26 protein-coding genes and 2 tRNA genes are annotated in these 26034 nt (G+C 72.4%); 5 read left to right on the top strand and 23 right to left on the bottom strand.

From position 1 onward, the window contains the following. Positions 1 to 62: 62 nt before the first annotated feature. From ACZ5GH_RS06860 to pgsA, 15 genes are all read right to left on the bottom strand, one after another. Positions 63 to 614 carry an adenine phosphoribosyltransferase gene (locus ACZ5GH_RS06860; protein WP_387750847.1) on the bottom strand — a complete coding sequence of 184 codons (552 nt, stop codon included), beginning with the start codon at positions 612 to 614 and terminating at the stop codon, positions 63 to 65. 34 nt (positions 615 to 648) lie between these two features. After that, positions 649 to 1749 carry a protein translocase subunit SecF gene (gene secF / locus ACZ5GH_RS06865; RefSeq protein ID WP_464333715.1) on the bottom strand — a complete coding sequence of 367 codons (1101 nt, stop codon included), beginning with the start codon at positions 1747 to 1749 and terminating at the stop codon, positions 649 to 651. Between the two features lie 4 nt (positions 1750 to 1753). Next, entirely contained in the window at positions 1754 to 3553 is a 1800-nt protein-coding gene (secD, locus tag ACZ5GH_RS06870) for a protein translocase subunit SecD (protein ID WP_387750841.1), read from the bottom strand. Between the two features lie 148 nt (positions 3554 to 3701). Further along, positions 3702 to 4109 carry a preprotein translocase subunit YajC gene (gene yajC, locus ACZ5GH_RS06875; RefSeq protein ID WP_387750839.1) on the bottom strand — a complete coding sequence of 136 codons (408 nt, stop codon included), beginning with the start codon at positions 4107 to 4109 and terminating at the stop codon, positions 3702 to 3704. A gap of 260 nt (positions 4110 to 4369) precedes the next feature. Next, positions 4370 to 5455, bottom strand: a complete 1086-nt coding sequence (gene ruvB, locus ACZ5GH_RS06880; protein WP_387751914.1) for a Holliday junction branch migration DNA helicase RuvB — start codon at positions 5453 to 5455, stop codon at positions 4370 to 4372. Between the two features lie 53 nt (positions 5456 to 5508). Continuing rightward, positions 5509 to 6120 (bottom strand): Holliday junction branch migration protein RuvA, encoded by a 612-nt coding sequence (ruvA, locus tag ACZ5GH_RS06885; RefSeq protein ID WP_387750836.1) that lies wholly within the window; start codon positions 6118 to 6120, stop codon positions 5509 to 5511. After that, positions 6117 to 6671, bottom strand: coding sequence for a crossover junction endodeoxyribonuclease RuvC (gene ruvC / locus ACZ5GH_RS06890; RefSeq protein WP_387750834.1), 555 nt, complete (start codon positions 6669 to 6671; stop codon positions 6117 to 6119). Before ruvC ends, ruvA begins: the two co-directional genes overlap by 4 nt. A gap of 154 nt (positions 6672 to 6825) precedes the next feature. Further along, positions 6826 to 7584 (bottom strand): YebC/PmpR family DNA-binding transcriptional regulator, encoded by a 759-nt coding sequence (locus ACZ5GH_RS06895; protein WP_387750831.1) that lies wholly within the window; start codon positions 7582 to 7584, stop codon positions 6826 to 6828. A gap of 98 nt (positions 7585 to 7682) precedes the next feature. Beyond that, complete coding sequence (pdxT, locus tag ACZ5GH_RS06900) at positions 7683 to 8306, bottom strand: pyridoxal 5'-phosphate synthase glutaminase subunit PdxT (protein WP_464333716.1); 624 nt, start codon at positions 8304 to 8306, stop codon at positions 7683 to 7685. 94 nt (positions 8307 to 8400) lie between these two features. Further along, complete coding sequence (gene pdxS / locus ACZ5GH_RS06905; RefSeq protein ID WP_350633191.1) at positions 8401 to 9312, bottom strand: pyridoxal 5'-phosphate synthase lyase subunit PdxS; 912 nt, start codon at positions 9310 to 9312, stop codon at positions 8401 to 8403. Between the two features lie 128 nt (positions 9313 to 9440). Further along, on the bottom strand, positions 9441 to 9986 hold the full coding sequence (locus ACZ5GH_RS06910; protein ID WP_464333717.1) for a LemA family protein: 546 nt from the start codon (positions 9984 to 9986) through the stop codon (positions 9441 to 9443). 29 nt (positions 9987 to 10015) lie between these two features. Continuing rightward, entirely contained in the window at positions 10016 to 10384 is a 369-nt protein-coding gene (locus ACZ5GH_RS06915) for a 5-carboxymethyl-2-hydroxymuconate Delta-isomerase (protein WP_464333718.1), read from the bottom strand. A gap of 77 nt (positions 10385 to 10461) precedes the next feature. Continuing rightward, a complete protein-coding gene (locus ACZ5GH_RS06920; RefSeq protein WP_464333719.1) occupies positions 10462 to 11646 on the bottom strand; it encodes a glycosyltransferase family 4 protein in 1185 nt (394 codons plus the stop codon). A gap of 80 nt (positions 11647 to 11726) precedes the next feature. Then, positions 11727 to 12689 carry a phosphatidylinositol mannoside acyltransferase gene (locus tag ACZ5GH_RS06925; protein WP_464333720.1) on the bottom strand — a complete coding sequence of 321 codons (963 nt, stop codon included), beginning with the start codon at positions 12687 to 12689 and terminating at the stop codon, positions 11727 to 11729. 16 nt (positions 12690 to 12705) lie between these two features. Then, complete coding sequence (gene pgsA / locus ACZ5GH_RS06930; RefSeq protein WP_387750816.1) at positions 12706 to 13353, bottom strand: phosphatidylinositol phosphate synthase; 648 nt, start codon at positions 13351 to 13353, stop codon at positions 12706 to 12708. A 254-nt stretch (positions 13354 to 13607) separates the two neighbouring features. On the opposite strand from pgsA, the gene ACZ5GH_RS06935 reads away from it, so the two are divergent. Continuing rightward, positions 13608 to 15656, top strand: a complete 2049-nt coding sequence (locus ACZ5GH_RS06935; RefSeq protein WP_387750813.1) for an elongation factor G-like protein EF-G2 — start codon at positions 13608 to 13610, stop codon at positions 15654 to 15656. Between the two features lie 13 nt (positions 15657 to 15669). Here ACZ5GH_RS06935 and ACZ5GH_RS06940 read toward each other — a convergent pair whose 3' ends face one another. Next, positions 15670 to 16095, bottom strand: a complete 426-nt coding sequence (locus tag ACZ5GH_RS06940) for a thiol-disulfide oxidoreductase DCC family protein (RefSeq protein WP_387750811.1) — start codon at positions 16093 to 16095, stop codon at positions 15670 to 15672. A 195-nt stretch (positions 16096 to 16290) separates the two neighbouring features. Between ACZ5GH_RS06940 and ACZ5GH_RS06945 the strand changes: the two genes are divergently transcribed. Further along, positions 16291 to 17937 (top strand): hypothetical protein, encoded by a 1647-nt coding sequence (locus tag ACZ5GH_RS06945; protein ID WP_464333721.1) that lies wholly within the window; start codon positions 16291 to 16293, stop codon positions 17935 to 17937. A 67-nt stretch (positions 17938 to 18004) separates the two neighbouring features. Here ACZ5GH_RS06945 and ACZ5GH_RS06950 read toward each other — a convergent pair whose 3' ends face one another. The 4 genes from ACZ5GH_RS06950 to ACZ5GH_RS06965 form a co-directional block, all read right to left on the bottom strand. Continuing rightward, complete coding sequence (locus ACZ5GH_RS06950; RefSeq protein ID WP_097238679.1) at positions 18005 to 18565, bottom strand: HIT family protein; 561 nt, start codon at positions 18563 to 18565, stop codon at positions 18005 to 18007. 137 nt (positions 18566 to 18702) lie between these two features. Continuing rightward, positions 18703 to 20682, bottom strand: a complete 1980-nt coding sequence (thrS, locus tag ACZ5GH_RS06955) for a threonine--tRNA ligase (protein WP_387750806.1) — start codon at positions 20680 to 20682, stop codon at positions 18703 to 18705. Between the two features lie 88 nt (positions 20683 to 20770). After that, positions 20771 to 21934 carry a hypothetical protein gene (locus ACZ5GH_RS06960; protein ID WP_464333722.1) on the bottom strand — a complete coding sequence of 388 codons (1164 nt, stop codon included), beginning with the start codon at positions 21932 to 21934 and terminating at the stop codon, positions 20771 to 20773. Between the two features lie 32 nt (positions 21935 to 21966). Then, positions 21967 to 22521: a DUF4365 domain-containing protein gene (locus ACZ5GH_RS06965; protein WP_387750800.1), complete on the bottom strand. Its 555-nt coding sequence runs from the start codon at positions 22519 to 22521 to the stop codon at positions 21967 to 21969. A gap of 165 nt (positions 22522 to 22686) precedes the next feature. On the opposite strand from ACZ5GH_RS06965, the gene ACZ5GH_RS06970 reads away from it, so the two are divergent. After that, positions 22687 to 23454, top strand: coding sequence for an exonuclease domain-containing protein (locus tag ACZ5GH_RS06970; protein WP_387750797.1), 768 nt, complete (start codon positions 22687 to 22689; stop codon positions 23452 to 23454). 80 nt (positions 23455 to 23534) lie between these two features. Here ACZ5GH_RS06970 and ACZ5GH_RS06975 read toward each other — a convergent pair. The 3 genes from ACZ5GH_RS06975 to ACZ5GH_RS06985 form a co-directional block, all read right to left on the bottom strand. Further along, positions 23535 to 23606, bottom strand: a tRNA-Val gene (locus ACZ5GH_RS06975). 207 nt (positions 23607 to 23813) lie between these two features. Further along, positions 23814 to 23885, bottom strand: a tRNA-Val gene (locus ACZ5GH_RS06980). 79 nt (positions 23886 to 23964) lie between these two features. Next, positions 23965 to 24423, bottom strand: a complete 459-nt coding sequence (locus ACZ5GH_RS06985; protein ID WP_464333723.1) for a TIGR02611 family protein — start codon at positions 24421 to 24423, stop codon at positions 23965 to 23967. Positions 24424 to 24618: 195 nt separating this feature from the next. On the opposite strand from ACZ5GH_RS06985, the gene ACZ5GH_RS06990 reads away from it, so the two are divergent. Both ACZ5GH_RS06990 and ACZ5GH_RS06995 read left to right on the top strand, forming a co-directional pair. After that, positions 24619 to 25032, top strand: a complete 414-nt coding sequence (locus tag ACZ5GH_RS06990; protein ID WP_030056266.1) for an SsgA family sporulation/cell division regulator — start codon at positions 24619 to 24621, stop codon at positions 25030 to 25032. A 426-nt stretch (positions 25033 to 25458) separates the two neighbouring features. Further along, a complete protein-coding gene (locus tag ACZ5GH_RS06995) occupies positions 25459 to 26028 on the top strand; it encodes a CGNR zinc finger domain-containing protein (RefSeq protein ID WP_387750792.1) in 570 nt (189 codons plus the stop codon). Positions 26029 to 26034 lie beyond the last annotated feature (6 nt).

Here is a 26034-nt window from a genome sequence, read left to right on the forward strand (position 1 = left end):
CCGGGCCCGGAAACGGAAGGACGGCGGTCGGATGTTCCGACCGCCGTCCTTCCGGGAGGCCCTCAGACCGTGACCAGCGTCTCCAGCGGAGCGCCGTCCAGGTGCCCGGACAGCCGCTCCCGGCCGTCCAGGAAGCCCAGCTCCATCAGCACCACGACGCCCGCCAGCCGGGCCCCGGCCTCCTTCACCAGGTCCAGCGAGGCGCCGATGGTGCCACCGGTGGCCAGCACGTCGTCCACCACCAGCACCCGCTCACCGGGCGCGAAGGCGTCGCACTGCACCTCCAGCGTCGCCGAGCCGTACTCCAGCTCGTACGAGCGCCGGAACACCTCGCCGGGCAGCTTGCCCTGCTTGCGGATCGGCACGAAGCCGAGCCCGGCCGCGAAGGCCGCCGGGGCCGCCAGCACGAAGCCGCGCGCCTCCAGGCCCACCACCTTGGTGGCACCGAGCTCCTTGGCCCGGTCCGCCAGCGCCCGGGTGAGGGCGCCGAAGGCCTCGGCGTCGGCGAGCAGCGGCGCGATGTCCTTGAACAGCACACCCGGCTTCGGGTAGTCCGGGACGTCCCGGATCCGGCTGTTCAGCAGCTCGGCCAGTGCGGTGTCGGCGGTGGTCACGGTGATGTCCTTCACGGTCTGTCGGTGCCTCGGGTCAACGCTTGGTGGACGGACGGCCCTTGGCACGGCCGGTGCCGGCCGAACGGCCGCGCTGTCCGACCATACCCGCGGGCTGCTCCTCGCCCGACGGCTCCTGGTCCGCCGCGACGCCCTCCGCGGCCTCGGCCTTGGCGGCCGCGGCGCGGTGCTGGAGGACCCGCTTGCGCAGCGCCTTCATCTCCGGCTGCTCCTCCTTGAGCTGCGCCAGCAGCGGGGTGGCGACGCAGATCGAGGAGTAGGCACCGGCCGCGAGACCGATGAACAGCGCGAGCGAGATGTCGTTCAGGGTGCCGGCGCCCAGCAGGCCGCCGCCGATGAACAGCAGCGCGGCGACCGGCAGCAGCGCCACCACGGTGGTGTTGAGCGAGCGCACCAGGGTCTGGTTGAGTCCCGCGTTGGCGGCCTCGCTGTAGGTGAGCCGGTTCTGCTTGGTGAGCCCCTTGGTGTTCTCCTTCACGGTGTCGAAGACGACGACCGTGTCGTAGAGCGAGTAACCGAGGATGGTCAGGAAGCCGATCACCGTACCCGGGGTGACCTCGAAGCCCACCAGGGCGTACACGCCGATGGTGATCAGAAGGTCGTGGATGAGGGCGACCAGGGCGGACACCGCCATCCGCCACTCGAAGGCGATCGCCAGGTAGACCGTCACCAGGATCATGAAGACGATCAGACCGGTGAGTGCCTTCTGGGAGATCTGCTTGCCCCAGCTGGGGCCGATCACCTGGGCCTCGACGGTGTCCAGCGGCACGTCGAGCTTCTGCGAGAGCTCGGTGCGGATCTGGTCCGAGCTCTTCGGCTCCTCGGTGCTGACCTGGATGCGGATCTTGCCGTTCTCGGTCGACTGCACCAGCGGGTGCGAGGAGACGACCCCGTCCGCGGTTTCCTGCGCCTGGGAGACCGTCAGGCCGGGCTTGGCCACGGTGTAGACCGAGCCGCCCTTGAACTCGATGCCCAGGTGCAGGCCCATGGCCAGGCCGATCGCCGCGACCAGCACGATCACGCCGGAGATGGAGTACCAGAGCTTGCGGCGCCCGACGAAGTCGAAGCTGACTTCGCCCTGGTAGAGCCGGTGGCCCAGGTTGGAGAAGCGTGACACGGTGTCAGGCCTCCTTCACGGCGGCAGAGGAGGGGTTACGGCGACGGCTGCTGCGCAGCGGCGGGCGGGCGCCCAGCCGCTTCGGGTCCAGGCCGGACCACGGGTGGCCGTCCAGGAAGAACTTCCGGCGGGCCAGCAGCGTGATGAGCGGCTTGGTGAAGAGGAAGATCACCACGACGTCGAGCGCGGTGGTCAGACCCAGGGTGAACGCGAAGCCCTGGACCTTGCCGACCGAGACCACGTAGAGCACGGCGGCACAGAGGAAGGACACGAAGTCCGAGACCAGGATGGTGCGCCGGGCGCGCGGCCAGGCCCGCTGGACCGCCGGGCGCAGCGGGGCGCCCTCGCGGACCTCGTCGCGGATGCGCTCGAAGTACACGATGAAGGAGTCCGCGGTGATGCCGATCGCGACGATCGCACCGCAGACCGCCGGCAGGTTCAGCGCGAAGCCGATCGCGTTGCCGAGCAGGCTCATGATCGAGTAGGTCAGGGCCGCCGAGACGAGCAGACCGGCGATCGAGACCAGGCCGAGGCCGCGGTAGTAGACCAGCGAGTAGGCGACCACCAGGATCATGCCGATCGCGCCGGCGATCAGACCGGCCTTGAGCTGGTCGCTGCCGAGCGCCGGGGAGACGGTGGTGATGTCGCTCTTGCTGAACTCCAGCGGCAGCGCGCCGTAGCCCAGCACGTTGGCGAGGTCCTGCGCCTCGGCCTGCGAGAAGCGGCCGGTGATGACCGCGCTGCCGCCCGGGATCGCCCCGTTGACCTGCGGGTGGGAGACGACCTGGTTGTCCAGCACGATGGCGAACTGGTTGTTCGGCGGGGCCTGGGTGGCCAGCTGGCCGGTGACCTTGGTGAAGGCGTCCGTGCCGGTGCCGTTGAACTGGAGCTGGACCTGCCAGCCGGCGCCGGTCTGGGTGTCGATGGTGGCCTGGGCCTTGGAGACGTCCGAGCCCTTCACGGCCACGGGGCCGAGGGCCAGCTTCTCGTAGTAGCCGTTCTCGGCCTTCTGCGAGCAGGCGACGACGGCCTTGTCCTCGGCGCCGGTCTGGGCGGCGCGGACGTCGGGCTTGGAGCAGTCCAGGGCGGCGAACGCGGCGGCCAGCTCGGGCGGCACGCTGCCCTGGGTCATCGCGGCGCTCAGGTCGGCGGCGTTCGGCGTGGCCGCGGCGCTCGCGGCACCGGTGGCGGCCGGGGCCGCGCTGCCGGTGGCGGCGGGGGTCGCTGCGCCGGTGGCGGCGGGGGTCGGGGTGGCGCCCTCGGCGGCCAGCGCCTCGCTCGCGGGGCGGCCCTGCTTGGTGGCGCTCGCGGTCGCCGACGGGGTGCCGGTGGCGGCGGCGGACGGGGTCGCGCCCGGGGTGCCGGTGGCGGCCGCGGACGGAGTGCCGGTCGGCGCCGGGGCGCTGATGCCGCTGGGGGCCACGGCCAGGACCGGGCGGAAGAACAGCTTGGCGGTGGTACCCACCTGGTCCGCCGCGTTCTGCCGGTCGCCGCCCTTGGGGATGTTCACGATGATCGTGTCCGAGCCCTGGGTCTGGACCTCCGCCTCGGAGACACCCATCCCGTTGACGCGGCGCTCGATGATCCCGACGGCGATGTCCATGTTGGACTTGCTGAGCGCCTTGGGGTCGGACGACTTCGCGGTCAGCGTGATGCTGGTGCCACCGGCGAGATCGATCCCGAGCCGGGGCTTGGTGGTGCCCGTCCCGAACATGAGGGCGACCAGTCCGACGGTGACGACCAGGATGAGGGCAAGCGCCCGCCCTGGGTAGCCGTCGCGCGGGCGCGACTTGGGTGTTGCCACCTTGCTCGTTTCTCCCTGTCCATGCCACTTCCCCGGCCGTACCCCCGGCCGGCGATCGTCGGGACGGGGGTACGGGCGGTTGTGCGGCCCTGAGGTCCTGTGGGCTCGCGGCACTGCGCCGCGCGGCCGGGCGGGTTGCCCGTCCGTACTACTTGCTCGCGGGAGCCCCGCCCTCGGCATCGCCCTTCTCGGCGCTGTCCTTGGTGAGCGTCAGCGGCTTGTCCTCGGCCGGCTCGGCGTCGGCCTCCTCGGCCTCCGGCTCGGGCAGCTCGTCATCGGCGGGGCGGCCGTTGATGATCGCGTCGTACTCCTGGGGGTCCAGGACGGCCGCGATGGCGCTCTTGGTGAAGTGGGCGACCACGCCGGGCGCGATCTCCAGCTCGACGGTCTCCTCGTTGACCGCCTTCACCTGGGCGTACAGGCCACCGATGGTGCGCACCCCCGCCCCGGGCTCCAGCGAGGTCTGCATGCTCTGCATCTGCTGCTGGCGCTTCTTCTGCGACCGGAACATGAGCACGATCGCGATGATCGGGAGGAGAAGGATGATGAGGTTCACTGCAGCCAGGGTCCTTTACGGGCCGCCGGCCGGCGGCCTGTGTGGTATTGGTCGGCCCGTCAGGTGAGAGGGGCGGTCCGGCGGAGTCTAGGCGACCCCGAATCGATCGGACAACGCCAAGCATCGCATCCTGCCGCCGAAAGTGGCGACCCTCCGCCTGCACTGTTTCCCCGGACTTCCGTCCCGGCTCCTCCGTGTGCCGCCACGGATGCGCGGGGCGGGAACCGACCGGCCGGACTCACCCGTTCAGCCGATGGCGGTCAACTCTCGTCGGCGGGGAACAGCTCCGACTGCGCCGGAACGCTTCCGCGCGTGGTCTGGACCGGCGGGGTCTGCGCCGGCGGGGTCAGGCCGAGGTGCTGCCAGGCGGCGGCGGTGGCGATCCGCCCGCGCGGGGTGCGGGCGAGCAGGCCCTCGCGGACCAGGAAGGGCTCGGCGACCTCCTCGACCGTCTCGGACTCCTCCCCCACGGCGACCGCGAGTGTCGACAAACCGACCGGACCGCCGCCGAACAGCCGCAGCAGCGCGTCCAGCACCGCGCGGTCCAGCCGGTCCAGACCGCGGGCGTCCACCTCGTAGACGTCCAGCGCCTGGGCGGCGATCTCCGCGGTGACCTGCCCGTCGTGCCGGACCTGGGCGTAGTCGCGGACCCGGCGCAGCAGCCGGTTGGCGATGCGCGGGGTGCCGCGCGAGCGCCCGGCGATCTCGGCCGCGCCGGCCGGGTCTATCTCCACGTCCAGCAGCGTGGCCGAGCGGTGCACCACCCGCTGGAGCTCGGCCGGGGCGTAGAACTCCATGTGCCCGGTGAAGCCGAAGCGGTCGCGCAGCGGCGGCGGCAGCAGGCCGGCCCGGGTGGTGGCGCCGACCAGGGTGAAGGGCGGCAGCTCCAGCGGGATGGCGGTGGCGCCCGGGCCCTTGCCGACGATCACGTCGACCCGGAAGTCCTCCATCGCCATGTAGAGCATCTCCTCGGCCGGCCGGGACATCCGGTGGATCTCGTCGAGGAAGAGCACCTCGCCCTCGGTGAGCGAGGAGAGGATCGCCGCGAGATCCCCCGCGTGCTGGATGGCCGGACCGGAGGTGATCCGGATCGGGGCGCCCAGCTCGGCGGCGATGATCATGGACAGGGTGGTCTTGCCGAGCCCGGGCGGGCCGCTCAGCAGCACGTGGTCGGGCGCGCTGCCGCGCTGGCGGGCCGCCTGGAGCACCAGCGACAGCTGCTCGCGCACCCGCTCCTGGCCGATGAACTCGTCCAGCAGCTTGGGGCGCAGCGCGGCCTCCACCGCCTGGTCCTCACCGTCGGCGGCGGCCGTGACCAGCCGGTCGGCGGGTTCCGGGTCGTACATCGTCGCGGGCTCCAGAGTCTCCGGTGTCGACAAGGGGACAGATCGTCAGGTGGTCAGCGGGCGCGGTTGAGGCCGCGCAGGGCGAGCCGGAGCAGGGCGCCGACGTCCGGCGTCGGCTGCGCCTCGGCCTCCGGGGTGACGGCCGCGACCGCCTCGTCCGCCTCGCGCGGGGCGTAGCCGAGGCCGGTCAGCGCGGAGTGCAGCTGCTCGCTCCACGGCGCGGGGCCGGCCGCGATCGGCTTCTGGGCGGGGACGGCGCCGTGCGGGGCGCCGAGCTTGTCCTTGTACTCCAGCAGCAGCTTGGCCGCCTTGGCCTTGCCGATGCCCGGCACGGCGACCAGCGCCTTCTCGTCGCCGCCCGCGACGGCGGCGCGCAGCGCGTCGGGGCTGTGCACGCCGAGGATCGCCTGCGCCAGCTTGGGGCCGACGCCGGGCGCGGCCTGGAGGATCTCGAACACGGCGCGCTCGTCGTCGTCCGCGAAGCCGAACAGGGTGAGCGAGTCCTCCCGGACCACCAGAGAGGTGGCCAGCCGGGCCGGCTCGCCCAGCCGCAGCCCGGCCAGTGTGTTCGGGGTGCACTGCACGGCCATGCCGACCCCGCCGACCTCGACCACCGCGATCCCGGAGGAGATGGCCGCGACGGGCCCTTGCACGAACGCGATCATCGGACGGTGCCCTTCACGGAGGTGGTACGGGGAGTGGCGCGGGCGGCCCGGACGGCCGCCTCCAGCCGGTTGGTCGCCCCGCCGCGCCAGATGTGGCAGATGGCGAGCGCCAGCGCGTCGGCGGCGTCGGCGGGCTTGGGCGGCGCGTCCAGCCGCAGCAGGCGCTGCACCATGGCGGTGACCTGCGCCTTGTCGGCCCGGCCGGAGCCGGTGACGGCGGCCTTGACCTCGCTGGGGGTGTGCAGGGTGACGGGGATGCCGCGCCGGGTGGCGCAGAGCATCGCGACGGCGCTGGCCTGGGCGGTGCCCATCACGGTGCGGACGTTGTGCTGGGCGAAGACCCGCTCGACGGCGACCAGGTCGGGCCGGTGCTCGTCCAGCCAGGCCTCGATGCCCTGCTCGACCTGGAGCAGCCGCTGCCCGATCTCGGCCTCGGCGGGCGTGCGCACCACGCCGACCCCGGCCATCCGCAGCGGCCGGCCCGGCGCGCCCTCGACCACGCCGACCCCGCACCTCGTCAGCCCCGGGTCCACGCCCAGTACCCGAACCACTCGCCCCGCCTCTCGTCGACCGCCGCCCGCAGGCGACCTGCGAAGGCTACCGTCCGGGTCCGACAACCCGACCGACGACACCGGCCCGGTGGTCCAGGGACCACCGGGCCGGGCAGTGGGAACGGTCACCCACCGTCGATCGGACGCCGCCGTGTCACTCGGCGTCGAGCTGCGCGCCGACCTCGTCGGGGATGTCGAAGTTGGCGAAGACGTTCTGCACGTCGTCGCTGTCCTCCAGCGCGTCGATCAGCTTCAGGATCTTGCGGGCGCCGTCGACGTCCAGCTCGACCTGCACGTCCGGCACGAAGTTGGCCTCGGCCGAGTCGTACTCGACGCCGGCGTCGACCAGCGCGGTGCGCACGGCCACCATGTCGCTGGGCGCGGAGAGCACCTCGAAGGACTCGCCCAGGTCGTTGACCTCCTCGGCCCCGTGGTCGAGGACGATGTCGAGGACCTTGTCCTCGTCCACGCCGTCGGCCTTGGGGACGATCACGACGCCCTTGCGGTTGAACATGTACGACACCGAGCCCGGGTCGGCCATCGAGCCGCCGTTGCGGGTCATGGCGACGCGCACGTCGGAGGCGGCGCGGTTGCGGTTGTCGGTGAGGCACTCGATCAGGACCGCGACGCCGTTCGGGCCGTAGCCCTCGTACATGATGGTCTGGTAGTCGGCACCGCCGGCCTCCAGACCGCCACCGCGCTTGACGGCGCGGTTGATGTTGTCGATCGGGACCGAGCTCTTCTTCGCCTTCTGGATGGCGTCGTAGAGGGTCGGGTTGCCCGCCGGGTCGGGCCCGCCGGTCTTCGCCGCCACCTCGATGTTCTTGATCATCTTGGCGAAGAGCTTGCCGCGCTTGGCGTCGATCACGGCCTTCTTGTGCTTGGTGGTAGCCCACTTAGAGTGGCCGGACATCGCCAGCTCCTTTACGTCGCCAAAGGGAAATGAACAGATGAGATCTTACCGGTGTTGTCACCGGTGAGGCGCACACGGTCAGCGCGCGGCCGGCCCGGTCAGCGCGCGGCCGCCGCGAGGTGCTCCTCGACCATCCGCACGAAGTACGCGTGCACCCGGTGGTCGCCGGTCAGCTCGGGGTGGAACGAGGTGGCCAGCAGGTTGCCCTGGCGCACCGCCACGATCCGGCTCTCCGGGCCGTCCGCGGCGGGCAGCTCGGCCAGCACCTTGACGCCGGCGCCGACCGACTCGACCCAGGGGGCGCGGATGAAGACGCCGTGCACCGGCGCGTCGTCCAGGCCCGCGAAGTCGATCCCGGACTCGAAGGACTCGTTCTGGCGGCCGAAGGCGTTGCGGCGCACCGTCATGTCGATGCCGCCGACGGTCTGCTGGTCGTCGCGGCCGTCCAGGATCTTGTCCGCCAGCATGATCATGCCCGCGCAGGTGCCGTAGACCGGCATCCCGGCGGCGACCCGCTCGCGCAGCGGGTCCATCACGCCGAACAGCAGCGCCAGCTTGGACATGGTGGTGGACTCCCCGCCGGGGATCACCAGCGCGTCGACCTCGGCCAGCTCCTCGGCGCGGCGCACCGGACGGGCGAGCGCGTCGGCCTCGGCCAGCGCCACCAGGTGCTCGCGGACGTCGCCCTGGAGGGCGAGGACGCCGATGACAGGAGTGCTCACGGTCTTCAACCTCTATCGATCGTTACGACGGACTACGTGGCGCGGCCCGCCGCGCGCCGAGGCGCTGCGGCGGGCCGGCCGGAAGGGGTGGTGGTCACCAGCCGCGGTTGGCGTAGCGCTCGGTCTCCGGCAGGGTGTCGCAGTTGATGCCGACCATGGCCTCGCCCAGGTTGCGGGAGGCGTCCGCGATGATCTTCGGGTCGTCGAAGAAGGTGGTGGCCTTCACGATGGCGGCGGCGCGCTTGGCCGGGTCGCCCGACTTGAAGATGCCGGAGCCGACGAAGACGCCCTCGGCGCCCAGCTGGCGCATCAGCGCGGCGTCGGCCGGGGTGGCCACGCCACCGGCGGAGAACAGCACGACCGGCAGCTTGCCGAGTTCGGCGACCTCCTTGACCAGCTCGTACGGGGCGCGCAGCTCCTTGGCGGCGGCGTACAGCTCGTTGTTGTCCAGGGCGCGCAGCCGGCCGATCTCGTTCTTGATCTGGCGCAGGTGGCGGACGGCCTCGACGACGTTGCCGGTGCCGGCCTCGCCCTTCGAGCGGATCATGGCCGCGCCCTCGGCGATGCGGCGCAGGGCCTCGCCCAGGTTGGTGGCGCCGCAGACGAACGGGGTGGTGAAGGCGAACTTGTCCGAGTGGTTGACCTCGTCGGCCGGGGTCAGCACCTCGGACTCGTCGATGTAGTCGACGCCCAGCGACTGGAGCACCTGGGCCTCGACGAAGTGACCGATGCGGGACTTGGCCATCACCGGGATGGAGACCGCCTCGATGATCTCCTCGATCATGTTCGGGTCGGACATGCGGGCCACGCCGCCGTCCTTGCGGATGTCCGCGGGGACCCGCTCCAGGGCCATGACGGCGACCGCGCCGGCGTCCTCGGCGATCTTGGCCTGCTCGGCGTTGACCACGTCCATGATCACACCGCCCTTGAGCTGCTCGGCCATGCCGCGCTTGACCCGGGCGGTGCCGATCTGCGGCTGGTCTGCGGTGGTGGGGGTGGTGGACACGTGAGACCTCACTCGAAGATGAATCAGTGCTATCGCCCTATGGTAGGCAGAACGGGTGACCCACTCTTGCGCCACCAAGTCCAGCCCGGACGACGGGATACGACAAACGGGCCGTATCCGGGGACACCTTAAGCAGGCGCCCCTTCGGGCGTGAGGGCGGGCGGCGGGGCGTCGTCCATCTCGAACGCCAACGGGAACGGCGCCTTCCCCGCCAACCGGAAGTACCGCACCAGCCGGTGCTCGCGCACCGCCCGCGCCGCCCGCACCGCGTCGTTGTGGAACCGGCGGGCCATCGGCACCCGCCGCACAGCGGCCGTCAGATCACGAACCGCGTCCTCGCCACCCGGCTCGGCCATCAGCGCCGCCATCTGCTCCGGCTCCTCGAACACCGCCCGCAGCGCCAGGCTCAGCTGGCTCTCCGCGACCTCGCGCTGCTCGTCCTCGGCCTGCCGGGCCGCGTGCGCCGCGTCCAGCAGCAGCAGTGAGGCCGCCGGATCCAGCAGCGAGGACGTCGCCAGCTCCATCGCCACCGAGGCCCGACGGACCAGCTGCGCGTCCAGCGCCGCCCGCGCGGCGTCGATCCGGGCGTGCAACCGGTCCAGCCGACCGGCCGTCCAACTCAGGTACACGCCGAACAGCACCACGGCCACGCCGGCCCAGATCCAGGTAGTCACGGGCCGCTACGTTACCGGGTGTCACCGGGTCAGCCCCGAGCGGTGGCGTTCCGGTAGCCCTCCCGGTCGATGTCCGTGATGTTCACCGCGGTGAACAGCCGGGTGCCCGGCTCCGGCCGGACGTACTCGGCCAGCAGCGCGAGCACGCCCTCGGCCAGCGCCGCCTTCGCCTCCGGAGCACGGCCCGGGAAGATCTGGAACTCCACGAACACCTGGGTGTCGGTGGCGGCCCCGTCGGTGCCGACCACCAGCACCTCGCTCGGCCGGAACACCGTCCTGCAGGACCCGGGCCTCGCGTCGATCGTCTCCTCCGCCAGCCGGTTGATCGCCAGGCCGAGGCCCCGGCGGTCGAAGGTGCCGGCCAGGTCGGCCGAGTAGTCGACGGAGATCTGCGGCATCGTGTGTGCCCCCGTGGATCGCAGTGGTACGGACCTCCGACCCCAACGCCGCCCCCACCCGGCCCCGGCCTCGGGGTTCAGTCCCTGGCCAGCCCGAACCGGCCGCGCCGCCCGCTGCGCTCGTCCTCCTCGACCACCGCCGCCGCGCCCGCCGTCACCGTCTCGTACACCGCCAGGATGTCCGCGCCGACCGTCGACCAGTCGAACCGCCGCACGTGCCGTGAGGCCGCCTCCCGAAGCTCCTCCAGCCGCGCCGGATCACCCAGCAGCCGCAGCGCCGCACGGGCCAGCGCGTCCGCGTCCTCCACCGGGAACAGCTCGCCCGCGTCCCCGCCGTCCAGCACCTGCTTGAACGCGTCCAGGTCGCTCGCCAGCACCGGCGCCCCCGCGGACATCGCCTCGACCAGGATGATCCCGAAGCTCTCGCCACCGGTGTTCGGCGCCACGTACAGGTCCACGCTGCGCAGCAGCCGGGCCTTGTCACGGTCGCTCACCATGCCGAGGAACTCCACCTGCCGGCGCACCTCGGGCGCCAGGCCCGCGACGGCCTCCTCCTCGTCGCCCTTGCCCGCCACCAGCAGCCGCACCCCCGGCCGCTCCGCCAGGATCCGCGGCAGCGCCGCCAGCAGCGTCGGCAGGCCCTTGCGCGGCTCGTTGATCCGCCCGATGAAGCCGATCGTGCCCGGCTCCCCCTTCGCCGCGTGGCCCGTCCAGCGCTCGTCCGGCTCGGCCTCGGCGAAGAAGCCCACGTCCACGCCGTTCGGGATCACCACCGCGTCCCCGCCCAGGTGCTCCACCAGGGTGCGCCGGGCGTACTCCGACACCGCGATCCGCGCCCGCATCTTCTCCAGCCCCGGCTGCAGGATCGGCGAGGCCGCGATCATCACCCGCGACCGCGGGTTGGAGGTGTGGAAGGTCCCCACCATCGGCCCGGTCGCCGACCACGCGGCCAGCATCGACAGGCTCGGCGCGGCCGGCTCGTGCACGTGCAGGATGTCGAAACGCCCGTCGTGCAGCCAGCGCCGCACCCGCGCCGCGGACAGGAACCCGAAGCTCAGCCGCGCCACCGACCCGTTGTACGGCACCGCCACCGACCGCCCGGCCGGGACCACGTACGGCGGCAGCGCCTCGTCGTCGTCGGCCGGCGCCAGCACCGACACCTCGTGCCCCAGGCCGATCAGGTGCTCGGCCAGGTCCCGGATGTGGAACTGCACCCCACCGGGGACGTCCCAGTCGTACGGGCAGACGATGCCGATCTTCACGGGTTCCTCAAGCTCCTTCGGACGGTCGTGCGGGCGGGACGGCGGAACGGCTCGGGACCCCGGAGGCCCCGGCCGACGGATCAGGACCCGGAGGCCTCGGCCGCGGGCTCCGCGGCCGCCTCCACCCGCTCCGCGGACGCGGCCCTCACCGTCTCACGGACCGGCAGGTCGGCCAGCCAGAACCTCTGCAGCATGTGCCAGTCCTGCGGGTGCTCCCGGACGCCCTGCTCCCACACGTCCGCCATCGCCTGGGTCATCGCCCGGACGCGCTCCTTGCGGTCGCCCTCCTCGGGCACCGGCACCTCGGAGTGGATCCGCCCCCGCAGCACCGGGCCGTCGTACCAGAGCGTGACCGGCAGCAGCGCCGCCCCGGTCCGCTGGCACAGCGCCGCCGGACCGGCCGGCATCCGGGTCGCCTCACCGAAGAACGTCACCCCGATCCCCGCCTCCGACAGGTCCCGGTCCCCCACCAGACAGACCAGTCGGCCCTCGCGCAGCCGCCGCGCCAGCGTGCCGACCACGTTCACCGAACCACCGGTCAGCGCCAGCACCTCCATGCCCTGGCCCTCCCGGAACGCCACGAACCGGTCGAACAGCCGCTCCGGCTTCAACCGCTCCGCGACCGTGGTGAACGGGTAGCCCTGCTGCGCCACCCACGTCCCCGCGAGGTCCCAGTTGCCCATGTGCGGCAGCGTTATCACCGCGCCCCGCCCGGCCTCCAACACCGCCCGCAGGTTCTCGAAGCCCTCCACCTGGACGTCCCGGGCCACCCGCTCCCGGCTCCACACCGGTAGCCGGAACGACTCCATCCAGTACCGCAGGTACGAGCGCATCCCGGCCCGGGACAGCTCCCGCAGCCCGGCCTCGTCCAGCCCCGGACGGACCCGGCGCAGGTTCGCCTCCAGCTGGAGCACCCGCTTGCCGCGCCTGCGCCACGCGAAGTCCGCCAGCCGGTCGAACAACCCCCGGGCCACCCGCTCCGGCAGGTGCTTCAGCAGCCCCCACCCCAGCGCGTACGCCCAGTACACCAGTCGGTCCGTCACCGCAGGACGCCCCCCATCAGCTCCCGGCCGCCGCTCGGTCGGCCTCGAACGCCTCCCGGCGCACGGTCAGCATCCGCTGGAACACCGTCACCAGGCTGCCCGCCGCCACCAGCCACAACGCCACCGGCAGCAGCCACTCCACGTACGGCACACCGAACTTGTGCAGACCCGCGACCCCGGCCGCCACCAGGCTGGCCACCAGCCGCTCGGCCCGCTCCACCAGCCCCGACACGTCGCACGGCAGACCCTGGCTCTCCGCCCGGGCCTTGGTGTACGACACCACCAGACCGCTCGCCAGGCAGAAGATCGCCACCGCGCAGAGCAGGTCGTCGTCACCCTTGCCCGCGTACCACATCGCCAGACCGCCGAAGATCGCCGCGTCCGCGACCCGGTCCAGGGTGGAGTCGAGGAACGCCCCCCACTTCGTGCTCCGACCCAGCTGGCGGGCCATGTTCCCGTCCACCAGGTCCGAGAAGATGAACAGCGTGATCGTGATGGTGCCCCAGAAGAACTCCCCACGCGGGAAGAACACCAGCGCACCGGCCACCGAACCGGCGGTACCGATCAGCGTCACGGCGTCCGGGCTCACACCCAGACGGATCAGGAACGCGGCGAACGGGGTCAGGACACGTGTGAAGAAGGCACGCGCGTATTTGTTGAGCATGGCCTTCCCAGCCGCTCCGATCTCCCAGATACCCGCCTGGCGCAGCACGCGCGGCAGACGGCCGGGCGGATCAGCCCGTCCGGCGCACCCATCGTAGCCACGCCGGGGACACGCTCCGGCGCACGCACCGCCGGACGCCGCCCCCGCCACCGCACGCACACCCACGGTCACCGACCGGCCGTCACGAGACGCGCCCCACCGAACCCGACCCTAGACTGCGATGGACAGCCTCGGCGCCACGGGAGGAGACCCCGATGCCCGACCGCAGCACGGCACGAGCCGGCCAGGCACCCGCCGTCACCGGCCCGCAGGACCTGCGCAACGTCGTCCTCATCGGCTCCAGCGGTGTGGGCAAGACCACCCTCGCCGAATCCCTCGCCCTGGCCGCCGGCGCCACCGGCCGGGCCGGCCGCGTCACCGACGGAACCACCGTCTCCGACCACGAGGACATCGAGCACCAGCAGCAGCGCTCCGTCCAGCTCGCGCTCCTCCCGCTCGAATGGAAGGGCGTCAAGATCAACCTGATCGACCCGCCCGGCCACCCCGACTTCACCGCCGACCTGCGCGCCGCCCTCCACGCCGCCGACGCCGCCGTCTTCGTCGTCTCCGCGACCGACCCGGTCACCGCCCCCACCCGCGCCCTGTGGCGCGAATGCGCCGCCGAAGGCATCCCCCGCGCCATCGCCGTCGCCAAACTCGACCTCGCCCGCACCGGCTTCGACGACATCCTCACCGCCTGCCACGACGCCTTCGACCTGGGCCCGGACACCCTCCGCCCGCTCTTCCTGCCCGTCCTCCACGACGGACACCCCGACGGCAGCGTCGACCTCCTCACCGGCGACACCTACGGCGACGCCGAGCCCCTCCCCGACACCGCCCCCGCCCACGACAGCCTCGTCGAAGCCATCTCCGGCCAGGACGACACCCTCATGGAGCGCTACCTCTCCGGCGACCCCCTCGACACCGACTCCCTCGAAGCCGGCCTGCGCCGCGAAGTCCTCTCCTGCGCCCTCCACCCCGCCGTCCCCACCAGCGAGAACGGCCTCGGCGCCGCCGAACTCCTCGACCTCATCGCGCACAGCTTCCCCGACCCCACCGAACGCACCCGCCCCGCCCCCGCCTGCGACCCCGACGCCCCGCTCGCCGCCCAGGTCGTCCGCGTCACCGGCGACGCCTACGTCGGCCGGATCAGCCTGCTGCGCCTGTACGCCGGCACCCTGCGCCCCGACACCCGGATCCACCTCACCGGCCCCGCCCACGCCGCCGACCAGAACGGCGACGAACGCGTCACCGGCCTCACCAGCCCCTTCGGCAAGCTCCAGCGACCCGTCCCGCACGCCGTCGCCGGCGACCTCGTCTGCGCCGCCAAACTCACCACCGCCCGCGCCGGCGACACCGTCCACGACCCCGGCCACCCCGTCGACCTCGACGGCTGGGCCCTCCCCGAGCCACTGCTCCCGATCGCCGTCGAAGCCCACAGCAAGGCCGACGACGACAAGCTCTCCCAGGCCCTCTCCCGCCTCGCCGCCGAGGACCCGGCGCTCCGCCTGGAACAGAACCCCGACACCCACCAGCTCGTCCTCTGGTGCACCGGCGAGGCGCACGCCGAGGTCGTCCTCGACCGCCTCCGCACCCGCCACGGCGTCCACGTCGACACCGTCGAACCCAAGGTCGCCCTGCGCGAGACCTTCGGCACCGCCGCCGTCGGCCACGGCCGCCTGGTCAAGCAGTCCGGCGGCCACGGCCAGTACGCCATCTGCGAGCTCGAGGTCGAACCGCTCCCGGCCGGCTCCGGCTTCGAGTTCCAGGAGCACGTCGTCGGCGGCGCCGTCCCCAAGCACTTCATCCCCTCCGTCGAGAAGGGCGTCCGCGCCCAGCTCGCCAAGGGCGTCACCACCGGCTACCCGCTCGTCGACGTCCGGGTCACCCTCACCGACGGCAAGGCCCACTCCGTCGACTCCTCCGACGCGTCCTTCCAGAACGCCGCCGCCCTCGCCCTGCGCGACGCCGCCGAGCACGCCGTCATCCGTCTGCTCGAACCCGTCGCCGCCGTCAGCGTCCTGCTCCCCGACGACTACCTCGGCGCCGTCCTCGGCGACCTCTCCGCCCGCCGCGGCCGCGTCCTCGGCAGCGAGACCGGCGGCACCGGCCTCACCCTGCTGCGCGCCGAGGTCCCCGAACTCGAACTGGTCCGCTACCCGGTCGACCTGCGCTCGCTCACCCACGGCACCGCCGAGTTCTCCCGCGCCTACCTGCGCCACGAACCCATGCCCGCCGCCCTGGCCGAGCGCTACACCGACTGAACCACCGGCTGCCCTACGGCCGGGCGGGATTGCGGTCCGGCAGCGCGCACGCCGCCGTACCCCCCGGCATCCGGTGCCGGTTGCGCGCCACCCAGCGGTAGACCAGCCCCGCCAACGGCCGGACCGGCGCCGCCGTCAACACGGCGCCCAGATACGCCCACACCCCGCCGGAGCGCATCAGCAGCCGCGCAACCGCCTGCGCGCCCCCGTACACCCGGCCGGTCGGCGTCACCCAGAGCACCTCCCGCTCCGCCCGCCCGGCCGACACCTCCCCCCGGCCGCCGGCCAGCGCGTCCAGCCCCGCCAGATCCGCGAACTGGAACGGCACCGCCTCCCAGCCCCCCGAGGCCAGCGTCTGCCGCAGGTACCGCTCCGCCCAGCGGACGCAGGACGAACAGAACGAACAGTCCCCGTCGAAGACCAGCACCGGATCCTTCACGGCCGCTCCCCTTTCCACGTTCCCACCGTCCATCCTGCCCCACCGCCACCACCGCCACCTCAACGGGCATCGACCTGCCGGTGGCTGGGCATCATGCCCCTCAGGCCTCCGGTGACGGTACTTCAGACGATCATCCGCGCGGGGGTGCCACGGCACGGTAACCTGCCGCTGACAAGGGGAGGAGGGGACGCCACCGTGACCACACTCGACATGACCCCGGGTGCGCAGATACCCCGGACCGACGCCGGTCCGCAGACCGCCATCACCCAGGGACTCTCCTCGACCGCCTACCGGGACGGCGAGATCAAGGGCTTCGTCGACGCCGTCGCCGACGCCACGGAGAAGAAGGGCCGTTTCGCGCTCTTCCGCCCCAACCTCGGCGAGGCCTTCAGCAAGGCGCTGATCTCCCGGGCCCTCGGCGGCGACCGCAAGCCCCTCGTCCCGGCCTTCGGAGTCGACACCCGCCAGGTCGTCGAACACTGCCTGGCCGCCGAGGAACTGCGCAACACCCGCGACCGGCAGCTCAGCACCGTCTCCATCGCCACCGGCGTGCTCTTCCTCCCCGGCACCCTGGTCTGGCTCGGCGCCTTCCAGCTCCGCGCCTGGCTCAAGCGGGACAACCCGAAGAACGCGGCCGTCTACGGCGGCATCGTGCTCGCCGCGGCGGCGGCCCTCGCCGTCCTGCTCGCGCTGCGCCCGCCGGCCGCCGGCTTCATCGGCGTCTACCTGCGCGTCACCATGCTCGCGCCGATCGTCGGCTGGTACCTCGCCCGCCGGATCGTCGAGCGCTCCGCCAAGGACCTGCGCTCCCGCTGGCAGGCGCTGGTCGAGGGCAGCGTGGTGGCCGCCTCGGTCGCCAAGGCCGTCCCCCGCGACGACCTCGACAAGAAGGCCGCCGACCTGCGCGACAAGCTCGGCCGCCTGGACGCCGAGCAGGAGACCAACATCCACCACTACGCCGGTCCCAAGGGCATCCTGGGCGCCGGCCGCCGCTGGGGCGAGTGGCGCCTCGCCGACACCCTCCACCCCGCCGAGGGCCATGCCGACTTCCGCGCCTTCCACCCCTGGGACCTGGTCCGCCGGATCTCCTCCCACCTCAAGGGCCTCGGCGTCAGCCACGTCGCCAACAGCGGCATGCCCAACGTCGCCATCAAGCAGTGGGTGGTCTTCGACATCGGCGAGGGCGCCGACGAGATCAGCCGCCCCGCCAACGCCGACATGGACGGCGACCGGATGCGCGACTTCGCCGTGCAGAGCGTCGCCGACAAGCAGACCTTCTCCGGCGGCCCCCGGCACTACCTCGCCACCCAGTTCATCACCCACGACGGCAAGCTGGTCCTCACCTTCACCGTCACCGTCACCCTGCTCGCCAACGTCCTGAACATCACCGTGTCCGGCTACGCGCTGGGCCCGGTCAAGGGCGTCTTCTTCGACAAGCCCAAGGACAAGGAGAAGTCGGTCGCGAAGACCGTGAAGTTCTGGGAGGAGCGCACCGTCAAGCTCCCCCTGATCGACAACGACGAGGTCGTCCGCCAGGCCGTCCGCGCCCCGTTCTACCGCATGCCCGGCCTGCTGGGCTGGCTCGGCGGCGGGCTCGGACTGCCGGAGCCGTTCGGCCTGCGCCACATCTGGGCCGGCCGGGCCTGGGAGAACCGCTCCATGGTCGACAACGCGCAGAACGCCTCCGTCCCGGTGCTCGCCGCCGTCCACGCGGCCACGCTGGAGTTCCTGGAGGAGCACGACCTGGACGCGGACCGCTTCTTCAAGAACCGCACCTCGGTCATCAAGTCCGAGGCGCAGAGCCCCCGGCCGTACGACGTCGACACCTTCAACGCCGGCTGATCCGGCGCGGAACGCGGGAGGGCCCCACCGGGAATTCTCGGCGGGGCCCTTCCGCGTGTACTCCGGCTCAGCCCTGCGGCCAGACCTCGGCCAGCATCTTCCGGGTGTCCGCCAGCAGCTGCGGCAGCACCTTGGTGTGGCCGACCACCGGCATGAAGTTGGTGTCCCCGCCCCAGCGCGGCACCACGTGCTGGTGCAGGTGCGCCGCGATCCCGGCCCCGGCCGCCGCGCCCTGGTTCATCCCGATGTTGAACCCGTGGGCCCCGGAGGCCGCCCGCAGCGCCGTCATCGCCTTCTTGGTGAAGTCCGCCAGCTCGGCCGTCTCGGCCTCGTCCAGGTCGGTGTAGTCGGCCACGTGCCGGTACGGGACCACCATCAGGTGCCCGCCGTTGTACGGGTACAGGTTCAGCACCGCGAACACGGCGCTCCCCCGGGCGATGACCAGCCCGTCCTCGTCGCTCAGGGACGGGATGGAGCAGAACGGACAACCGTCGTCCGGAGCCGGACCGGTGGGCTTGTTCTCACCCTGGATGTACGCCATCCGATGAGGCGTCCACAGGCGGCGGAAACCGTCCGGCTCGCCGACGCCCCGCTGAAGTTCCGGCTCAGTCGTCATGCTGATCAGCATATTCGCCCGACGGTGGATGCAAAGCCGCGCGGGGCAGACTCTTCGAGAGCCTGCCCCGCGCGTACCCGCGATACCGCTGTGCCCTGGATCCGCTGGCACATCGGGTTCGGGTCACCCCCGCTCAGGCGGGGAAGCCGTCACACCTGGACACGACGCGCCACAGCATCGACGATCTCGGCGATCGCCTGGTCACGGGGCACGCCGTTCTTCTGCTCCCCGTTGCGGTAGCGGAAGGAGACGGCGCCGGCCTCGACGTCGTCGTTGCCCGCGATCAGCATGAACGGGACCTTGGTCTTCTGGGCGTTCCTGATCTTCTTCTGCATGCGGTCGTCCGAGGTGTCCACCTCGACCCGGATCCCCTGCTTCCTGAGCTCGGCCGCGACCTCCAGCAGGTACGGCACGTGCTCGTCGGTGATCGGGATGCCGGTGACGGTGACCGGGGCCAGCCACGGCGGCATGGCACCGGCGTAGTGCTCCAGCAGCACCGCGAAGAACCGCTCGATCGAGCCGAACAGCGCGCGGTGGATCATGACCGGCCGCTGGCGCGAGCCGTCCGCCGCGGTGTACTCGAGGTCGAAGCGCTCGGGCAGGTTGAAGTCGAGCTGGATCGTCGACATCTGCCAGGTACGGCCGATGGCGTCCTTCGCCTGCACCGAGATCTTCGGGCCGTAGAAGGCCGCGCCGCCCGGGTCCGGAACCAGCGGCAGGCCCTGCTTCTCGGCCACGCTCGCCAGGACGCGGGTGGCCTCCTCCCAGGCTTCGTCCGTCCCCACGAACTTCTCCGGGTCCTTGGTCGACAGCTCCAGGTAGAAGTCGGTCAGACCGTAGTCACGGAGGAGGTTGAGCACGAAGGTCAGCGTGGAGTCCAGCTCCTCCGCCATCTGCTCGCGGGTGCAGTAGATGTGGGCGTCGTCCTGCGTGAAGCCGCGGGCGCGGGTCAGGCCGTGCACGACGCCGGACTTCTCGTAGCGGTACACCGTCCCGAACTCGAAGAGGCGCAGCGGCAGTTCACGGTACGAGCGGCCGCGCGCGTCGAAGATCAGGTTGTGCATCGGGCAGTTCATCGGCTTGAGGTAGTAGTCCACGCCCTCGTCGAGCTGCATGGGCGGGTACATACCGTCCGCGTACCAGTCGAGGTGGCCGCTCTTCTCGAAGAGCTTCCCCTTGGTGGCGTGCGGGGTGTAGACGAACTCGTAGCCCTCCTCCTCGTGCCGCTTGCGCGAGTAGTCCTCCATGGCCCGGCGGATGATGCCGCCCTTGGGGTGGAAGACGGCGAGGCCGGAGCCGATCTCCTCGGGGATGGAGAAGAGGTCGAGCTCGTTGCCGAGCTTGCGGTGGTCGCGCTTCTCGGCCTCGACGAGGAAGTCCAGGTGGGCCTTGAGCTCGTCCTTGGTCGGCCAGGCGGTGCCGTAGATGCGCTGCAGCATGGGGTTGCGCTCGCTGCCGCGCCAGTAGGCGGCCGCGTTGCGCATCAGCTTGAACGCCGGGATGTGCCGGGTGCTGGGCAGGTGCGGGCCGCGGCAGAGGTCGCCCCAGCACTGCTCGCCGCTCTTGGCGTCCAGGTTGTCGTAGATGGTGAGTTCGCCGGCGCCGACCTCGACGTCGGCGCCCTCGCCGGCGGTGGCGGCGGAGCCCTTGAGGCCGATCAGCTCCAGCTTGTACGGCTCGGCGGCCAGCTCCTCGCGGGCGGACTCGTCGGTGACCACGCGGCGGGAGAACTTCTGCCCGCGCTTGATGATCTCCTGCATCTTCTTCTCGATGGCCTTGAGGTCATCGGGGTGGAACGGCTTCTCGACGTCGAAGTCGTAGTAGAAGCCGTCCTTGACCGGCGGGCCGATGCCGAGCTTCGCCTCGGGGAAGAGCTGCTGCACGGCCTGGGCCATGACGTGCGCGGTGGAGTGGCGCAGGATGTCCAGGCCGTCCTTGCTGCCGATCTCGACCGGCTCGACCTCGTCGCCGTCCTGGACGGCGTAGGCGAGGTCCTTGAGCTGGCCGCCGACGCGGGCGGCGATGATCGAGCGGTCGTCGGCGAAGAGCTCGGCGGCCGTAGTGCCCGTGGTCACCACGCGCTCTTCCCGATCGGGTTCGCGGCTGATGATTACCCGGACGTCCGTCACCGGTCTCTCCTGACGTGCTGGATTTCAGAGGACGCAACACTGCGCTGCGCGTGACGATGGTACCGAGAGCGCCGCCCCCGCCGTCCACCTACGCCCCTTCTCCCCCTTCCTCCGTCCTCTCCCGGAGCGACTTCAGCAGCCGCTCGCGGTCCCCTTCCTCCCAGCCGCAGAGCTCCAGGCCGTGCGGGCGGGACAGCCGGCGGAAGCCGCCGTGCCGGTCCAGCCGGCCGGAGACCCGGACCGGCAGGCCCGCGAGGTGCGCCTCGACGGCCAGGCGGTAGTCGGGGTCGGGCAGGCGGAGCCTGACTTCTCGGACGTCGGCGCCGGCCAGCACCCGCAGCCGTACCGAGCCAGGCACGGCCGGGTCGGCCCGCTTGAGCCGGGTGACCACGCCGACCACGGTGACGGCGACGGCGGGTTCGATGCGTTCCAGCAGGTCGGCGGCCTCCGCCAGGGCGGGCAGGTCGCCGGGCGAGAAGTCGAGGTCGATCCGGCGGTCCCCGAAGCCGCCCGGTGTTCCGGCGGCGGGCGACCAGGCGACGCCGAAGCGGGCGGCCGTCGCGTCGCGCACCAGGTCCTCGACGGACCGGACGAGTTCGCGGCTGACGCCGGCCCGGACGGTGCTCCCGAAGGCCTCGGGCCCGCCGCTGACCCGGCGGTAGTCGACGGCGTCGCGCAGCGCCTCCAGGGCGCGGACCAGGGTGGTGACGGCGGCGCGGCCCTCGGGGGCGGGGGTGTACGCGGTGAGGGCGGCGCCCTGTTCGACCAGCAGGACGCGGTCCAGGAAGTCCCCGGCGGGGCCGTCCAGCCGGGCGCCGAAGTAGCCGGCCCTGGTCCGGGCGGCCTTGGCCCCGGCGGCGAGCATCCCGCGCGCCGCCTGCCGGAGCCGCTCGGCCTCGTCCCAGGGGGCGGCCCCGGCGGGGCCGGGCGGGTCGCGGTGCCAGCGCAGTTCGTCGCCGGGCACGGTGAGGGCGAGCAGGATCGAGCGGGCGGAGGGGGTGCGGGAACGGGAGAGCGCGGTGACGGCGTCGGCGAGGAGTTCGACGGCGTCGTCGAAGCCGTCCCCGGCCGGGACGAGCAGGCTGGTGCCGGCTTCGCCGTCGGGCGGGGTCCAGCGTCCGTACCGGGCGGCCGGGCCGCCGCGGCGGACCCAGCCGTGCCGGGCGAGCAGGGTGGCCAGCACCGCCGGGTCGACGGCGGCCGGGTCGGGCAGGGGCGGGGCCGGCTCGCCCGGTCCGTGCGGCGGTGTCATGGGTCCGGTTCCTCCCTGCCGGGGCCGGGCCGTCACGGGCTGCCGCCCGCGCCGACCCGGGCCATGATGTCGCAGAGCGCGCGGTCGTCGAAGACCTTGCCGGTGGGCACCCGGACGTTGGTGCGCCGCTGCCCGGTGACCGGGTGGCCGGCCAGGTTGACCCAGTAGCAGCAGTGCCGCAGCTCCAGGGCGTCCGGACGGGCCCGCAGCCAGTGCCCGACCCGGCGCGGCAGCAGCATCACGACCAGGATCCGCGGCACGGCGACCCGGGGCCGGGCGAGCTTGCGCAGGTGGTCGTTGTCGAGGGTGAAGCTGAAGAACGGCCCGGCCGGGTCGGGCGCGACCTGCTGGGTGGCCTTGAGCTGGATCTTGACGGTGACCTCGTCGTCCACCTCGTGCGTCCGGGAGCCGTGGCTGACGTGCCAGTCGATGCCGTTGTCCGGGAACGGCTGGGAGAGCGAGCAGCCCGCCGCGGCGGCGACCGCGTGCAGGTAGCCGACCTGCAGGGTCTCCATGCAGGCGGTGACCGCGAGGTTCCCCCGCAGGACGTCCGCCGCCTCCTCGGGCTGCGGCTGGGTCAGTGCCATCGCCCCGTGCCTCCCCCGGTTCCGGGCCCGCCCCGGTCCGGGCGGACCGGTCGATTCGAACGGGACGGTCAGGGGCAGGATCCCCGGTCGGGCTTGGGCCAAACGGGTTGAGGGAGCGTCAGAACCGGGTATCAACCGGGCGCAACGCTCGTCTGAGGGGCAGTCATGCAGCAGCACTGGTACACCGGCCCACTCGCCTCGTTCGACACCGAGACGACCGGCGTGGACGTGGAGCACGACCGGATCGTCTCCGCCGCCCTGGTCGTCCAGCTCGCGCCGGGCGCTCCGGCGCGGACGACCTCCTGGCTCGCGGATCCGGGCGTTCCGATCCCGGACGGCGCCCGCGCGGTGCACGGCATCAGCGACGACCGGGTGCGCGCCCACGGCCGCCCGGCCCGCACGGTGGTGGCGGAGGTCGTCCGCGCGCTGGCGGCGGAGGCCCGGGCCGGGCACCCGGTGGTGGTGATGAACGCGCCCTACGACCTGACGCTGCTGGACCGGGAGCTGCGCCGCCATCACGGGCTGACATTGGCCGACGGGCTGTCGACGGCCGGGCTGGTGGTGCTGGATCCGCGGGTGCTGGACAAGCACGTGGACCGCTACCGCAAGGGCCGCCGGACGCTGACCGACCTGTGCGCCCACTACGGCGTGGACCTGGCGGGGGCGCACGACGCGGCGGCGGACGCGACGGCGGCGCTGGCGCTGACCCGGCGGATAGGCGCCCGCTACCCGGCGGCGCTCGGCGGGCTGTCGGCGGCGGAGCTGCACCTGCGGCAGGCGATCTGGCACGCGGCACAGGCGCGCGGGCTGCAGAACTGGTTCGACCGTTCGGGGACGCCGGAGCGGGTGGACCTGTCCTGGCCGCTGCGGCCGGCCCGGTGCGGCTGCGGGCGCCGGCTGGAGCCCGAGCACGGCTGCGAGGCGGCGGCGTGACGGGCGGCCCCGGGGATCCGGGGCCCGGACGCGCCGCAGGCCCTGACCGGTTTCCTGGTCAGGGCCTGCGTGCTGTCCGGTGGGCGATACTGGGATCGAACCAGTGACCCCTTCGGTGTGAACGAAGTGCTCTCCCGCTGAGCTAATCGCCCGGGCAACGAGAAGAACTGTAGCACCATTCGGGGCCGGTCGTACAACTCGCCCGTTCCGGGTACCGCCGACGACTCCGCAGAACTCGCGCCCCGCACGGGAGGTGACTCCCCCTCAGCCGATTACCGACGCCCCGGGACCGTTTCCGGAAATACACGTGAGGCCCAGTCGATAATCGACTGGGCCTCACATATCACAATGCATTCCGGTGGGCGATACTGGGATCGAACCAGTGACCCCTTCGGTGTGAACGAAGTGCTCTCCCGCTGAGCTAATCGCCCGGGTGCAGGGAAAACATTACCGCATCCCGAGGGGTGCTCCGAACACCCTCGCTGGTCGCGGCTCCTCCGCCCGGGCGGGTCAGCTCCCGTCCAGCCGCCAGGGCAGCGCCAGGCCGTAGCGGGCGAAGTACCAGCCGCCCGCCCCCGCGAGGGCGGCCAGCCCGATCGCGGTGAGCGTCAGGTTGCGGCGGCGCACCCGCGGGTCCATGGCCCGCTGGGCGGCCTCGGCGACCTTGCGGCGGGTCCAGCGCAGGACCAGCTGGGCCCAGACGAACTCGGTGGACCAGATCCCCATGCCCAGGAAGATCACCAGCCAGCCGGGGCCGGGCATCGGCAGCATGACCACTCCGAGCGCCACCACGGCGAGGCCGGCCACGAAGACCGCCACCTGCCAGACCCGGTGCAGCGCCGGCGAGCGGCGGACGAAGGCCGGGGCCCTCGAACCGACCGCCCGTCCGCCGTCCGCAGCCGTGTCAACCGGCACAGCCGGTTCACCCGTTCTCGCGTTCCCGCCCGCCTTGTCGTTTCGCACAGTCATGCCAGGAAACTAACCAAGAAGTACCCGGGTAATGCCGGGCCCGGCCGCCGCGACGCGATTCGGCAATGCGCCGTAAGGGGTACGACTCGCGCCCGAATCGGGACAGAGGGGTTTACATCGGTCTTGGGGGTGGGATGGTCCGTTCGCCGACGTGCGATTCCCCGAGCGCACACTGAGCGAAAGGCCATGGCGCTTATGAACACCACGGTCAGCTGCGAGCTGCACCTGCGCCTCATCGTGTCCAGCGAGTCCTCACTGCCCGTCCCCGCGGGCCTGCGCTACGACACCGCCGACCCCTACGCCGTGCACGCCACGTTCCACACGGGCGCCGACGAGACCGTGGAGTGGGTGTTCGCCCGAGATCTCCTCGCGGAGGGGCTGCACCGACCCACCGGTACCGGCGACGTCCGGGTGTGGCCGTCGCGCAGCCACGGGCAAGGGGTGGTCTGCATCGCGCTGAGCTCTCCGGAAGGAGAAGCCCTGCTGGAGGCCCCGGCCCGGGCGCTTGAGTCGTTCCTCAAGCGGACGGACGCCGCGGTGCCCCCCGGCACCGAACACCGTCACTTCGACCTCGACCGGGAGCTGTCCCACATCCTCGCCGAAAGCTGACCCCGCCGGAGGCGGTCACGCCCCGCCGTCGGCGGGGCCGTAGCCCCTGCCGCCATCGCAGCCGTCCTACTCGGGGGCACGGCAGCGGACTCAGCCGCGCACACGCGGTCTCGGGGCCGGTGATCGGCCCCGCTCCCACCGGAGCGGGGCCACAGCACCGCAGGCGCCCGGCACCGAGGCCGGTCATCCCCACGGGTGACCGGCCTCGGTGCCGGGCGCCGACGTCTTTCGGGGGACGCCCCGCCGGCGGGCGTCGCACCGGTCCGGAGGCCGGTCCGCCCGGGCGATGCCCGGTTTCGTACGCCTTGCCGGACTACGTACACGCATTCGAAAGAAGCCACCGCCCTACCGGCACGAGGCCCGGTATGGTCTGGGGTAACCGTGGACGCGGGGTATCGGAGTCCCCCTGCGCGAGGAGCCCCCAACGTGCTGATCACCCATGACACCGAGTGCGCGCTGAGCATCCTCGTGGAGCTGCTCAACACCGCACCCGAGGTGTGCGGCGCCGAGCGGCTGCCGGACGTCGCCGCACTGGACGCCTTCGTGGTCCGCCAGGAGATCAGCGAGATCGACTCGCTGACCGAGGACGACCTGCGGCGGGTGCACGAGCTGCGCACCCGGCTGCGCGAGGTGTTCGCGACGGAGTCCACCGCGCAGGCCGCCGAGCTGGTCAACTCGATCGTCGCGGCCGCCGGGACGACGCCCCGGCTGACCGACCACGACGGCCACGACTGGCACATCCACTACTTCGCGCCGCACGCCGCTCTCGGTGACCACCTGGCGGCCGAGCTGGGCATGGCGCTGGCCTTCATCCTGATGGCGGGCGAGCGGGAGCGGCTGCGCCGCTGCGAGGCGCCGGACTGCGCACGGGTCTTCGTGGACCTCTCCCGCAACCGCTCGCGGCGCTACTGCGACAGCCGAACCTGCGGCAACCGGCTCCACGTCGCCGCCTACCGGGCGCGGCAGCGGTCGGCGGAGGCCGTCCCCTCCGCCTGACCCGCC

Source organism: Kitasatospora sp. Xyl93 (assembly GCF_055383135.1).

What these genes read in the sequence shown, in the direction of transcription:
- ACZ5GH_RS06990 (WP_030056266.1), top strand. Translation starts at nt 24,619, where the DNA reads ATGAACACCACGGTCAGCTGCGAGCTGCACCTGCGCCTCATCGTGTCC.
- ACZ5GH_RS06915 (WP_464333718.1), bottom strand. Translation starts at nt 10,384, where the DNA reads ATGCCGCAGATCTCCGTCGACTACTCGGCCGACCTGGCCGGCACCTTC.
- ACZ5GH_RS06935 (WP_387750813.1), top strand. Translation starts at nt 13,608, where the DNA reads ATGCCCGACCGCAGCACGGCACGAGCCGGCCAGGCACCCGCCGTCACC.
- ACZ5GH_RS06950 (WP_097238679.1), bottom strand. Translation starts at nt 18,565, where the DNA reads ATGCTGATCAGCATGACGACTGAGCCGGAACTTCAGCGGGGCGTCGGC.
- ruvB (WP_387751914.1), bottom strand. Translation starts at nt 5,455, where the DNA reads ATGTACGACCCGGAACCCGCCGACCGGCTGGTCACGGCCGCCGCCGAC.
- pgsA (WP_387750816.1), bottom strand. Translation starts at nt 13,353, where the DNA reads ATGCTCAACAAATACGCGCGTGCCTTCTTCACACGTGTCCTGACCCCG.
- ruvA (WP_387750836.1), bottom strand. Translation starts at nt 6,120, where the DNA reads ATGATCGCGTTCGTGCAAGGGCCCGTCGCGGCCATCTCCTCCGGGATC.
- ACZ5GH_RS06985 (WP_464333723.1), bottom strand. Translation starts at nt 24,423, where the DNA reads ATGACTGTGCGAAACGACAAGGCGGGCGGGAACGCGAGAACGGGTGAA.
- ACZ5GH_RS06965 (WP_387750800.1), bottom strand. Translation starts at nt 22,521, where the DNA reads ATGGCACTGACCCAGCCGCAGCCCGAGGAGGCGGCGGACGTCCTGCGG.
- ACZ5GH_RS06895 (WP_387750831.1), bottom strand. Translation starts at nt 7,584, where the DNA reads ATGTCCGGCCACTCTAAGTGGGCTACCACCAAGCACAAGAAGGCCGTG.
- ACZ5GH_RS06970 (WP_387750797.1), top strand. Translation starts at nt 22,687, where the DNA reads ATGCAGCAGCACTGGTACACCGGCCCACTCGCCTCGTTCGACACCGAG.
- ACZ5GH_RS06960 (WP_464333722.1), bottom strand. Translation starts at nt 21,934, where the DNA reads ATGACACCGCCGCACGGACCGGGCGAGCCGGCCCCGCCCCTGCCCGAC.